A 12,563-nucleotide genomic window follows, 5' to 3' on the forward strand; every position below is an offset into this window, starting at 1 on the left:
CTGCTTCAGCCGGCGTACTGCTGCTGGAACTGCTCGACCACGCCGGCGGATATCTGGGTGGCGAGGTTTCCCCGGGTGAGGTCGTAGAGGTGGCTCGCCCAGGGGAGCTCGACGCTGCGGTGCGGGACCCCTGCCCCCGCGAGGGCCCGGTCGAGCAGGTGCAGCTGGGAGGCGGGGATGAGCCGGTCGTCCTGTCCGTGGATGCTCAGCGTGGGCGGCAGTCCGGCCCGGACGTGGTGAACGGGGGAGGACGCGTACCAGCGCTCGGGTTGCTGTTCCCCGGTGCCGCCGATGTACTCGCGGGTCGCGTCGCGGATCAGGCCCGGGGCGGTGGAGCGGGCGACGGCGTCGTCGAAGTCGGTGGTGCCGTAGAAGCTGAGCACCGTACGGACCGAGGTGTCGCCGTGCGGGTCGGTCGGAGGGAACATCGGGTCGCCCTCGGTGTAGGCGGCCATCAGCGCGAGGTGGCCGCCGGCCGACTCGCCGAACAGGCTGATCCTGGCCGGGTCGACGCCGAGCGCGGCCGCGTTGTCCCGCACCCAGCCGACGGAGGCCTTCACGTCGCCCACGCCGCTGCGCCAGTCGGCGTGCGGAAGCAGCCGGTAGTCGACGGTGAAGAAGTCGTAGCCCCGGTCGGTGAACCACTTGCCCCACGGGTAGCCGTCCTCGCGGCCGCCGATCTTCCAGCCGCCGCCGTGGACGTAGACCACGGCCGGGTGCGTGCCTGCGCGGCCGTGGGCGGGGAGGTGGTCGAGCTTCAGCTCGGTTCCGTCGACCGTGGCGTAGGTGTGGGTCCGCACGTCCTTCGGGCGGTCGGAGCCGAGGGAGAGCCCGTGGCCGAGGTAGGAGCCGAGCGAGAGCCGCGTCCCCTCGGCGGTCGCGGTGCGCCACAGGGCGACGGCCGGGACAGCCGTCATGACCAGCATCAGCACGGCGCTCGCCGCGGCGATCCAGGTGGCGGCACGGGCCCGGCGGCGCCAGGCGAGCACGGCCAGACCGGTGCCGAGCACCAGGGCGACCAGGGTGAGCTCCTGGGCGCCGTCGACGGCGAGGGTGGCGAGCGCGGTCGCGGTGGTGGGCACCGGGATCGTCATCAGCACGGTGAACAGCACCGCGAGGAGGCCGAGCAGGCCTGCGACGGTGGTGATCAGCCACGGCCTGCGGGCCGGGCGGGTGAGGCGCGGCGACGTGGCCGTGGCCGGGTCGGGGGCCGGGCCGGCCGGGCGCGGCTTGAGCTGTGTGAGGAGGCGGTTCATCGCCGAGGAACTCCGTTCACCCCGCCCGGTGGTACTGGCACACCCGCCGGGGGCCGGTGCCAGGACGGGAGCCGAAGCGTGCACCGGCCCCCGGGGATGCCCGGACGGTATCGCGGGGGTTCGGCCGCCCGGGCACCTTCCACTCTGCTGGCCGGGCCGCCCGCCGACCATGGAGCGCGGGACAGCTCTCGGCACCCGGAAGTTGTCGGCGGCGACAACGCCCCGCTCGTACCGCGGGTGTCTCGGCTACCCGCCCTCAGCGGCGTCCCGGGCGCGGCGGGCGCGGCCCCGAGGCGGCGGCCTCACCGCCGGCCGGTGGCCTCCAGATGCCGCAGCGCCCACCAGACCGCCATCGCGTCCTCCTGGTGGGCCAGGTCCAGGCCGGTCGCGGCCGCGAAGCCGCGCAGGCGGTACCGCAGGGTGTTGGGGTGCACGAAGAGCACGGCGGCCGCCGCGTCGGCGTTGGCGTCGGCCCCGAGGTAGGCGTCCAGGGTCGCCGTGAGGGTGGCGCGGCGCTCGCCCTCGACGTGCCCGAAACAGCGCTCGGCGAGCCGCTCGCCGACCTCCGGCTGCGCCAGCACCGCCCCGTGCAAGGGGAGTTCGTCACCGGCTACCGCGCGGCGCAGTCCGAAGGCCAGTGCCAGCCCGCTCGCCCGACGGGCTTCGACCAGGGACTCGTTCAGGCGCGCCAGCGGGCGGGCCGGGCCGATGCCCGCCGACACGGCCACCGTCGCGAGCGTACGGTTCGTGGTCAGACCGACCACCCGTTGGACGCCCGGCTCGGCCAGGTGCACGACCAGGTGGCCGCGCAGAGCCCGCTCGACGTCCCGGACGTCCTGGCCGGTCCCGGGTTCGGCGTAGCAGACCCGGTACTCCGCGCGCGCATCGAGGCCGAGCACCCCGGCAGCGGTCGGCAGCCAGTCCGCCGGCAGCTCGCCCAGCAGCAGCTGCCGCAGCAGCAGCGTGCGCTGCTCCTGGTCGGCGCGCAGCCGGTCGGCCTCGTGGCCGCGGTGGCCGCGTACCACGGCCATCGAGACCAGGTCGGAGCTGACCCAGAAGTCGCTGGTCAGCTCCAGTGCCAGCGCCGGATCGGGGTGGGTGCGCAGCATCCCGTACAGGGCGTCGAAGGCGCAGCGGGCGGTCAGGCGGAACGCCTCCAGCAGCGGCTCCAGCCCGATCCCCTGCTCGGCCCGCAGTGCGCCGAACCGCTCGAAACGCCCGACCTCCTGGGGCGACAGTCCGCCGCCCGTCCGCAGCGAGGTCAGGGCGGGCCCGAGGACGGCCAGCAGTTCCGCGGCGACGCCCGCCTCGTCGCGCCCCGCGTAGGCCGGTGCGTCCCGCACCAGGGCGGCGGCGGCCTCGGTGGCGACCCGCTCGGTCGGAAAGCGCTCCAGCAGCCGCCGGCGCTCGTCGTTCTTGTCCACACCGACAATTCTCATCCAGGGTGGTCCGCGCGGCTCGGGTGGCGGTGGGACCTGCGAGGCCTGCGCGGTGCACCACCCCTCCGGCGGCGGTCACCGCCGCCGGTCGGAGGGACCGTCGTCCGGGGGCCGGTCGAGCGCCATCAGGGCGGCGCCGATCGCGCCGGCGTCGTTGCCGAAGCGGGCCGTGAGCAGGGGGACGGGCGGGCGGTCCGCGGGCGCGTGGAGCCGGTCGGCGAACGAGACGCGCGCGGGTGCGAGCAGGAGGTCCCCCGCGGTGACCGGCCCGCCTCCGACGATCACCACGGAGGGGTCGAACAGGTTGGCCAGTGCGGCCACGCCGATGCCGGTGAGCGTCCCCACCCGGTCCAGGATCCGCAGGGCCTGCCCGTCGCCGCCGCGGGCGGCCTCGGTGACCGCCTCTCCCGCGTCCGGGGAGCCCCGGCCGAGCAGGCGGGCCAGCGGCGACGCCGGCCGGGCCGCGGCAGCGCGTCGCCCGAGCCGGGCGATGGCGGCGCCGGACGCCGACACGCCCCAGCACCCGTGGTTGCCGCACTCGCACAGCGGGCCGCCCGGATCGACCGTCAGGTGGCTGGCCTCGGCCGCGAAGCCGTGCGAGCCGCGCAGCAGGCGGCCGTCGACGACCACGCCGCAGCCCAGGCCCGTGCCCAGGGTGACCAGCACCAGGTGGTCGTGGCCGCGCCCCGCGCCGAGGCGGTACTCGGCCCAGGCGGCCACGTTCGCGTCGTTGTCGGTCACCACCGGGAGCCCCACCGCGTCGGCGATCAGCGCCCGGAGCGGCGCGCGGGCGAAGTCCAGGCCGGGCCCGAAGGCCAGCGCCCCGGTCCGGGCGTCGACCATGCCCGGCAGGCCGACGCCGACGGCGGCGACCCGCTCGCCGCGCAGCTGCGTCACGAGCTCGGCGACGGCACCGACCAGCGCGTCCGCGGTGCCGCGCGGCGTGGCACGGCGGGCCCGCGCCGCGACCGTGCCGTCGGCCGACACCCGTACCGCCGCGATCTTCGTGGCGCCGACGTCGACGCCGACGGCCTCCGTCGGGGCGGTGGCCGGGAGCGGCCGCGGGGCGGGCGGTGTCACGGCCCCTCCGGGAGGAAGACGTGGGCCGCGCCCCGCGATCCGGCGGTGCGCAGGTCGTAGCCGCCCGGCCGGCGGACGGCGGAGAGGTCGCACGGCCGGTCGGTGTGCAGCAGATCGCCGCCCACCCGTACCCGGACGGGCACCCCCGCTCCGGTTCGCTCGTTCAGCCCCTTGACGTAGCACGCCCGCAGCCGGCCGTGGGACACCCGCAGGACGGCGCAGCCGCTCCCGACGAGGTCGACGGCGACGACGTGCTCCCCGCAGGTGGTGCGTGCGTGCAGGGGTCCGCCCGAGCGGTTGAAGAGGAAGACGAGCACGTCCTCCGGGTCCGCGACGGTCCTGCGCAGTTCGAGCCACGCCCCCGGACGGCTGCGCGAGGGTGCGGTGCCGCTCGCACCGAGCCACTCGTCGACGGCCGTTCCGACGGGCCTCGCGTCGAGGGAGACCGCGCGGACCCGGGCCGGTCCGCCCGGTGCCGTGGCGCACCGCCGTACCGCGTCGGCCAGCTCGGTGCACGGGCGCAGGTCCTCGTCGAGGCGGGGGAGTCCCCCCAGGACGAGCAGCGGGCCGCCCCGCTCGGCGAACGACGCGAGCCGCTGCTGAACGGCCCGCTCCATGAAGCGGCCCGACACCGCGACCAGGGGCCCCGCGGCGGGGTCGAGCACCGTCCGGCCGCTCAGTTCCTCCAGGTGGAAGGGCAGGTTGCGGCGCAGGCAGTGGGTGACGAAGGGCAGCAGGGTCCGATCGGCCGAGGGCACCGGCTGCTCCTGCTCCTGCTCCTGCTCCTGCTCCCGCTCCCGCTCCCCGTCGCCGTCGCCCTCTCCGTCCCGGTGCCGGCCCGCCTCCCGGGACCAGGCACCGACGGCCGCGTACGCCGGGTGGACGCCCCACCGCACGCCGGGCTCGGGGCGGGAGACGGCCAGCACCTCCTGTTGGCCGGTGAGGAAGTGCGTCAGCACCCGTACGGCGGCGAAGGCCGGGCCGGGGCCGGCGTCGACCAGGATCGGGGCGGCGTCGCCGTACGGCGGCTCGAACGGCGCGGGATCACCGGCCGTCCCCGCCGGCCAGGTGCGGTCCACCGCGAGCTGCTCCCCCCAGCCCGCGGTGGCGCAGGCGGGGTAGACGCTGATGCCGGTCGCGCCGCACGCCACGCCGAGCAGGGTGTGGTGGATCGGCACCACCGGGAAGGCGCACCCCGGATCCGCCCAGCGGAGCCCCCAGTTCTCCTCGATGTTGGGGCCGCGGCCGCCCTTGGCCGCCAGGACGTAGTTGACCAGCGCCTCGTCGTCCGCCAGGACGTCGCCCGTCCAGCTCGTGTAGGCACGGGGGAGTGCGGGGGGTGCGCCGACCCTGTTCCGGGCCAGCCAGGCGTCGTACCGCCCGGCCGCACGGCCGGGGACGCGGTCGGCCCGGGCGGGCGGTGCGTACGTGGTGAGGACGGGGACGCCCGGTCCGAGCGCCTCGGCCAGTCCCGCCATCCCGGCGGCGAGCACCTCGGCCGACCACTCCCCCCAGCGGATCAGGGCGCGCAGCCCGGCCGGGGACGGCGGATCCCCGGCCGGATCGACTGCGCCGGCGCCGGGCAGGCCCCCGCCGGGCGGGTCCGCGCCGGGCGGGCGGACCCCGGGTGGCTTCACACCGGGTGCGAAGCGGGCGAAGGCGTCGACGGCCGGCGGCGAATAGTCGAGCGCGTCGATCGGGAGGGCGGTCTCCCCGTAGTGCCCCTCGTTGCCGATCTGGACGGCGATGACCGGCCCCCGCGGATGCACGAACGGCCGCAGGAACCGCCCGACGGCGCGGAGCCACTCCGTGGCGTCCTCCAGGAACCGCGGGTCCAGCGCCGAGGGGAGGGTGAACTGCTGGTAGGGCAGCGGCCGGCCGTCGGCCGCCCGCGCGGCGTGCCGGGCCGGATCGAGGGTGGGGCTGACCCGGTCGGGCAGCCCGCCGAAGGGGAGTTCGGCGTGGACGAAGGGGCCCGGCTTCGGCAGTGCGAGCAGGCCCGCCGCCGCGACCAGCCCCAGGAAGGCGGCGAGGTCGCGGTTGCCGTCCCGGTCGAAGCACCAGCTCCGGCCGCCGTTCCGGGTGACCTCGTGGTGCCGCCAGGGCACGTAGCAGGTCACCACCTCGATGCCGGCCTCGCTCATGGCGCCCAGCTTGGCCGCCCACCGGCCGTGGTGGTCGCGGTAGTACGGGTACTCGCCGGTGATGAGGAACCGGGGGCGGCCGTCCAGCCGCAGCGTGCCGTCCTCGAACGCGGGTCGCGCACCGCCCGGTCCGCTGCGTTCGCCGCTCACGGGGCGAGGCTCCCGCCCGGGGTGAGCAGGACCTTCATCGCGCGGTACCCGCAGCCGGGTGCGGCGCCGTCCGTCCCGGCCGGTACGACCGCCAGCATCGCCAGCGCCTCGGCGTACCGTTCGAGCGGCAGCACGTGCGTCACCAGTTCTTCGAGCGGCAGGTCCTGGGCGAGGTCCACCGCCAGCTCGAAGTCGGCCGGCCGGTACGGTCCCGCCCCCACCAGGCGGATCCCGCCGGTCACCAGGGGCCGCAGGCGGACGGTGGCGACGCCGGCCTCGCGTTCGCCCATCACCACGACCGTGCCGCCGGCCGCCACCGTGCCCAGGACGCCGCCCGGCAGCGAGCCCGTGGTGTCGATGACGACGTCGGGCGCCGGCCGCCCAGGCTCGGCGGCCTCCTCCGGGCCCAGCACCCGCACCGTGCGGGGCAGCAGCAGGCGGGCGATCTCCGCCCTCCCCGGATCGTGTTCGGCCAGGGTCACCCTGGAGCCGCGCCGGGCCAGGACCATCGCGCACAGCGCACCGATGGGGCCGGCCCCGACCACGAGGACCTGGTCGTCCCACCGCGGCCGGGCCGCCCGCAGGTTGTTCAGCACGCAGGCGAGCGGCTCCACCAGGGCCCCCCTCCGGTAGGACACCGAGCCGGGCAGCCGGTGGACGAAGTGCTCGGGCACGGCGACGAAGCCGGCCATCGTCCCGTCGCGGTCGACACCGACCTCCCGGCCCGCCTTCGCCGCGCAGTGGGCGGGCAGTCCGCGGCGGCAGGGGCGGCAGCGGCCGCAGTGGTACGTCGGATTGACCACCACCCGGTCACCCGGTGCCACCGAGCCGGCGCCGGGGCCGGTGGCGGCGACCGTGCCGACCGCCTCGTGCCCCAGCACCACGCCGCGCGTTGCCGGGAACTCGCCCAGCAGGATCGCCCGGTCCGTGCCGCAGATGCCGGTGGCGGCCACCTCGACCAGGACCTCGCCGACGTCGCAGGCGGGGACGGCGCGATCGTGGAAGCCCGCCAGACCCACGTCCTCGAACACGACGGCCTTCATCGCGGCCTCCCACGGGTGTCTCGTCAACACTGTCCTAACATGCCCGGTATGAGCCTGTCTCGGCAGTCCGGCGGGAGCCACGCCCCGCCGCGCGGGAGTCGCTTCCCTTCGTACGGGGGCGAGTTCCCCCCGAGTGCGCGCCTGCGGATCCTGCTGCTCGGCGCCTCGGGGTTCGTCGGGGGCGGCCTCTGGAGCCACCTGACGCAGCACCACGACGTCGTCGGGACCTTCGCCACCCGGCCGGCCGCGGGGCTGGTCCGGGCGGACCTGTGCGACGAGCGCCGACTCGCGGCGCTGGCGGCCGACGGCTTCGACCTGGTCGTCCACGCGGCCGGCCTGGTCCCCCTGGAGGCGGCGGAGGCCGACCCGGCCCTGGCCCACCGCCTCAACGTCCGCCCCGTCGAGGTGCTGCTGGACGCCGTGCGCGGCACCGCGACGAAGCTGGTCCTGCTCTCCAGCGACAACGTCTTCGACGGCACCCGCGACCGGTACACCGAGGAGGATCCCCGGTCCCCGGTCAACGTGTACGGGCGGACCAAGGTGGCGGCCGAGGACGTGCTGCTCGCCGACGGCGGACACCTGGTCCTGCGGATCCCCCTCGTCTTCGGGCGCGGCCCCTGGTCGAACAGCTTCCTGGCGCGTCTGGCGGGGCCGACGACCACCGCCCGGACCGACCTGGTCTGCGCCCCCGTCTACCTGCCCAGCCTCGGCCCGGCGCTGGCCCGGCTCTGGGACCGCACGGGGGTCGTGCACTACGGCGGCAGCGACGTGGTGACCCGGTTCGAGCTGATGTCCGGAGTCCAACAGGCCCTGGAGCTGCCCACCCGGGTGGTGGCGGTCCGAGGGCAGGAGGCCGGGTCCGGGTGCCGCCGCCCGCCGCGGCTGGTGCTGCGCAGCACCCGGCACGGCCTGCTGGGCCCCGGACTGGCCCCCGCGCTCGCCCACCTGGCGGGCCTGCCACCCGCCTGACGGCCGGCCACGGGCCGGCGGGGCGGTCGTCACGTCACCCGTTCCCGCCGTGCCACGTGCGGTCGCCACCTCACCCTCCGGGGAGCCGGTCGGTCACCAGGGCCAGGTGGCTCCCGGCGTCCACGCGCCCGGTCCGGCCGAGCTGCCCGGCCAGGTCGTTGACCAGCAGGGTGCCGAGCAGGTAGTGGCCGAGCGCGAGTTCCGCGGGCGAGGAGTCCCTCCCCGACCGGTCGGGCTTGGGCTTGCGGTCCGACAGTCGGCAGGGTGCCTCCGCCAGGACGTGCAGGGCGTGGGTGAGCAGCAGCCGTTGCAGCCAGCCGGGATCCCTGCGGAACAGGCCCCGCAGGCCCTCCGAGGACGCCAGGTGCGGCAGGAACCGGTGGACCGCCGCGCGGTAGCCCGGAAGGGCCGGCTCCCGGAACCCCACCTCGTACGTCACCCGGCCGCCGCGCGGCGGTGACCTGCGCACCGAGAAGCCCAACCGCAGCGCGGGGTCCCAGACGGTGAGGCTGAAGAGCGTCTTCGCCAGGTCGTAGACCGGATCCCACGGCCCGGTGGAGCCGCGCGGGTCGATGAGCCGGAAGTCGTCCGCGGCCGCACCGGGGCGGGCGGAGAACAGCACGTTGCGCGTGTTGGCGTCCCCGTGGGCGGGGGCCATCAGCCTGGTCGGCGCCAGCAGGGCCAGTCGATCCGCCAGCGGGCCGGCCAGGCGTTCCAGCACGAGGTGCGGGGGCTCGCAGGGCACGCCGTTGACCGTGATGCGCCCGGCGGCGACCAGGTCGGCGGGCAGCGCCCCCCGGAGCACGGGCAGCCGTCGCAGGAACCGGCCCACGACGGTCTCCGCCAGGTACCCGGCCGGGGCGGGGTGGGACTGTGCGGCGTACCCGTCCAGGACGAGGGCCCGGGTGAAGGCGGTGTACCGCTCGAAGAACTCCCGTGTGCCCGGCGGTGACTCCCGCAGCGGCGCCGCGAGGTCCACCGAGTCGAAGAACGGCGTCGTGCAGGCCGACCAGCCGTCGCCGTCGACGGTGTGCAGGACCGGCAGGTAACGCGCCGCCAGCCGCGGTGCGGCGGTGCGCAGCAGTTCGACCTGGTCCGCCTTGCGGCGGAAGGACACCAGGTCGTGGCCGTCCACCGCGCCCGGCGCGGGCACCAGGACCTTGAGCGCGAGGTCATCCCCGTCCGGGGAGGTGGCCCGGTAGACCCGGGCCGGGGAGCCGCCGTCCAGGATCTCGTAAGCGACCCGGAGGCCGAGGGCGTCGGTGACGGCGGCCAGGGCCGTCCGGTCGGTCCACCCGGTCCACCCGTCGGCGGGCGGGCGGGACGGTACGGCCTGGCGGTGGGGCACGGTCCGGCCGTGCCGGCGATCGGTGACCACGGGCGTCTCCTCGCTGAGCTCCGCCACCCCGCCTACCAGCGGATCGAGTCGATCAGGGAGGCGTGCAGCTGTGTCGTGCAGGCGGCGATGCACGACCGCTGGTTGAGCGGGCCGATGTCCAGCAGCAGGGTGTCGTGCAGCGACTTGCCGTAGGCGTCGGTGATGGTGACCCCGGCCCGCTCCGCGAGGAAGACCGAGGCGGCGATGTCGTAGGGGAACAGGTGCAGGATGCTTCCGTGGCCGACCCGGCGGAAGTCCGCCTCGGTGGTGGGGCGGTCGCGGAGCAGCCGGTTGCCGATGTCGACGTAGGCGTCCATCTGCCCGGTGATGATCCGGGAGATGGAGAAGGAGGCGCTGTTGAACACGTACACGCCGCCGGTGTTGGCCGAGGCGTCGATCAGGTGGCCGTAGGCGCCGGTCATCAGCCCGGCCGGGTGGCCGTTGAACTCCAGCGACCAGAACATCCGGTCCAGCTCGGTGGTGGAGGACAGGTGCGGCACCGGGACGGGGAAGCCGCCGGACTCGATCCCGGCCCCCCGGGTGTCGGCGTAGAGCCAGTTCCCGGACTTGATCTCCTGGAGCATCGCGTACCGGATGTCCCCGATGACGGGCGCCTCGCCGTAGGGCGCCGCGGCGATGGAGACGCAGGCCATCTCCAGGTCGGCGGCGGCCCCGCGGGTGCCGTCGATCGGATCGATGATCAGGACGTACGCGGGGTTGCGGCCGATCGTGCGCAGCCCCTCGCTCTCGGTGTAGACGGCGACCGGCTCGTCCCGTTCCTTCAGGAAGTCCCAGGCGGCGCGTTCGGCGAGCACGTCGACCGGGAACTCGGCGTCGCCGCCCTTCGCGGTGCCCGCCACGTAGCGGCTGCCGACGTCGTGCAGACCGGTGCGGACGGCTGCCCGGATCCGCCGGGACAGCTCCTGGACCAGGCTCCTCATGATGAGACCGAGAGGAAGAGTCGTTCCAACAGGTCGCACATCTCGTCCGCCTCCTGACGGGTCATGACCAGCGCCGGGCGGACCTTCAGCACGTTGCCGTGCCCGTACAGCGAGGTCCGCAGCAGGAGCCCGTGCTCCATGCCGAGTTCGGCCAGGTGGTTGGTGAGCCGGGGGTCGGGCCGGCCCTCCCGGTCGACGACGTCGATGCCGATCATCAGCCCGACGCCGCGGACCTCCCGGACGAACGGCACCTTCGTGGCCAGGTCGCGCAGCCGGTCGCGCACGTGCGCCCCGACGTCCCGCACGTTCTCCAGGAACCCGGGGCGGCCGATGACCTCCAGCGTCTTCAGGGCGGCCGCGGCGGCCAGGACGTTGCCGCCGAAGGTCGAGTTGATGTGGTGGCCCTCCACGCCGGTGAGCCGCTCCTCGGTCAGGATGCCCGCGATGGGCATGCCGGAGCCGCCGAGGCCCTTGCCGAAGGTCATCATGTGCGGGGCGACGCCGAAGTGGTCGGCGGCGAACATCCGGCCGGTGCGCCCGAACCCGGTCTGGATCTCGTCGAAGACCAGGACGATGCCGCGCTCGTCGCAGAGGTCCCTGAGCGCCTGGAGGTAGCCGTCGGGCGGGACGACGTTGCCGCCGTTGCCGCTGATCGGCTCCAGCACCACGCAGGCCACCCGGCCGGTGCTCGCGTAGTCGATGAAGTCGTTGATCCGTTCCACGCAGAGCAGGCCGCAGGTGGCCCGCTCCTGGCCGTAGAAGCAGCGCAGGCAGTGCGGATCGGGGACGTGCACGATACCGGGCAGGTGTGAGGGGAACGGGGTGCGGCGGAACGCGGCACCGGAGGCGCCGATCATGCCGAGGGTCTGGCCCAGGTGCCCGCGGAAGAGCGTGACCACGTCGGAGTTCCCGGTGTGGACCTGGGCGATCTTGACGGCGCTCTCGTTCGCGTCGGAGCCGCTCGCCGACTTCAGGTGCACCCGGGTGAGGTTCGGCGGCGAGACCTCGGCGAGCTTCGACACCAGTGCGTTCAGCGGTCCGGTCTGGAACTTGGAGGTGACGTGGATGAGTTCGCCGGCCTGTTCGCGGACGGCCGCCACGATCTCGGGGTGGGCGTAGCCCAGGCTCAGGTTGAACGTCCCCGAGGAGCAGTCGAGATAGCGCCGGCCGTCCTCGGCGTAGAGGTAGACGCCCTCGCCGCCGACCACCCGGAGTTCGTCCGGCAGGTAGTAGTAGTGCTGGAGGACGCCGTCGGCGTCCGGCGCGGACGGCGGCCTCGCCGCCGCGGTGCTGAGCTTTTCCATCGGCTTTCCTCCGAGAATTCCTGGCAGATCGATCTGCTCGAACGATTCGAAACGCAGATCCGCCTCGTGGAGATCGAGCGAGGCGGTCATCGAGTTCGGCACGGCGACGCACCGGATTCCGGCCCGTTTCGCCGCGAGCACGCCGCTCGGTGAATCCTCGAATGCGACCGCCCGCCCGGCGGGAATTCCCAGCGAGGCTAGTGCCGCGACATAGAGGTGTGGCTCGGGCTTCGCCCGGTCGAAATCCCCGTCGGCGCAGTGCAACGTGCGCCAGCCGTCGGCGACGTCGCACTGCCGGGAGTACCGGGATATCCATTCCCTGGTCGAGTTGCTGACGATTCCGCGGGCGATTCCCAGCGCGTCGACCGCGCGCAGGACTCCCTGCACCCCGGGCCGGCTGGACAGGCCGCCGAGCAGTTCCCGCTGCCGGTGGCTGACCCGTTCCTGCACCTCCCGCCGGTCCACGGTGCGCCCGGTGAGCCGTTCGAGGTGGGTCCAGAGGTCGAACCCGACGGTGCCGACCAGTGACGACCACACGTCCATCGGGAGTTGGTGGCCGGACTCCAGGAAGATCTCCGCGTGGGCGCGGAATATCTCGGATTCCGGATCCCACAGTGTCCCGTCGAAATCGAAGAGGACCGCATGCACTTCGTTCACGTACACCTCCGTCGGGCGCCGGGACCGTGCGCCCACCGGGTGGTGCACGGAGCCGAAACGCCCAGACGTCATCATTGCGGAACTCGCACGGCTGCGCCATTCATGGTTCGTTGACGCACCCTCGACCGGAGTATGCCGCGCGGCGCGGACCGGCGAACGGTGATCGACTTGGGGCGGTGCCGGCGAAGGCCCGGCACGAAAG

Annotated in this window: 9 protein-coding genes; 1 reads left to right on the top strand and 8 read right to left on the bottom strand. The window is 74.8% G+C overall.

Annotated features, from left to right (window positions below):
* Nucleotides 1-5: 5 nt before the first annotated feature.
* The 5 genes from ACFVVX_RS16010 to ACFVVX_RS16030 form a co-directional block, all read right to left on the bottom strand.
* Nucleotides 6-1,256: an alpha/beta hydrolase fold domain-containing protein gene (locus tag ACFVVX_RS16010; protein WP_387945752.1), complete on the bottom strand. Its 1,251-nt coding sequence runs from the start codon at nt 1,254-1,256 to the stop codon at nt 6-8.
* 302 nt (nt 1,257-1,558) lie between these two features.
* Nucleotides 1,559-2,680 carry a helix-turn-helix domain-containing protein gene (locus tag ACFVVX_RS16015; RefSeq protein ID WP_387945754.1) on the bottom strand — a complete coding sequence of 374 codons (1,122 nt, stop codon included), beginning with the start codon at nt 2,678-2,680 and terminating at the stop codon, nt 1,559-1,561.
* A 90-nt stretch (nt 2,681-2,770) separates the two neighbouring features.
* Complete coding sequence (locus ACFVVX_RS16020; RefSeq protein ID WP_387945756.1) at nt 2,771-3,775, bottom strand: ROK family protein; 1,005 nt, start codon at nt 3,773-3,775, stop codon at nt 2,771-2,773.
* Entirely contained in the window at nt 3,772-6,069 is a 2,298-nt protein-coding gene (locus ACFVVX_RS16025; protein WP_387945758.1) for a beta-galactosidase, read from the bottom strand. Before ACFVVX_RS16025 ends, ACFVVX_RS16020 begins: the two co-directional genes overlap by 4 nt.
* Nucleotides 6,066-7,112, bottom strand: a complete 1,047-nt coding sequence (locus tag ACFVVX_RS16030) for a zinc-binding dehydrogenase (RefSeq protein WP_387945760.1) — start codon at nt 7,110-7,112, stop codon at nt 6,066-6,068. The genes ACFVVX_RS16025 and ACFVVX_RS16030 overlap by 4 nt, the downstream gene beginning before the upstream one ends.
* A 48-nt stretch (nt 7,113-7,160) precedes the next feature.
* Between ACFVVX_RS16030 and ACFVVX_RS16035 the strand changes: the two genes are divergently transcribed.
* A complete protein-coding gene (locus tag ACFVVX_RS16035; RefSeq protein WP_387945762.1) occupies nt 7,161-8,081 on the top strand; it encodes an SDR family oxidoreductase in 921 nt (306 codons plus the stop codon).
* 70 nt (nt 8,082-8,151) lie between these two features.
* Here ACFVVX_RS16035 and ACFVVX_RS16040 read toward each other — a convergent pair whose 3' ends face one another.
* From ACFVVX_RS16040 to ACFVVX_RS16050, 3 genes are read right to left on the bottom strand one after another with little or no spacing between them, the layout of a single operon-like run.
* Entirely contained in the window at nt 8,152-9,459 is a 1,308-nt protein-coding gene (locus tag ACFVVX_RS16040) for a hypothetical protein (protein ID WP_387945764.1), read from the bottom strand.
* A gap of 32 nt (nt 9,460-9,491) precedes the next feature.
* Entirely contained in the window at nt 9,492-10,400 is a 909-nt protein-coding gene (locus ACFVVX_RS16045; RefSeq protein WP_387945766.1) for an inositol monophosphatase family protein, read from the bottom strand.
* The gene (locus tag ACFVVX_RS16050) at nt 10,397-12,361 is read right to left on the bottom strand and encodes an aminotransferase class III-fold pyridoxal phosphate-dependent enzyme (RefSeq protein WP_387945768.1); all 1,965 of its coding nucleotides are present in this window, start codon (nt 12,359-12,361) and stop codon (nt 10,397-10,399) included. The genes ACFVVX_RS16045 and ACFVVX_RS16050 overlap by 4 nt, the downstream gene beginning before the upstream one ends.
* Between the last annotated feature and the right edge of the window lie 202 nt (nt 12,362-12,563).

This window comes from Kitasatospora sp. NPDC058170, assembly GCF_042883905.1.
In the GTDB taxonomy this organism is placed as follows: domain Bacteria; phylum Actinomycetota; class Actinomycetes; order Streptomycetales; family Streptomycetaceae; genus Kitasatospora.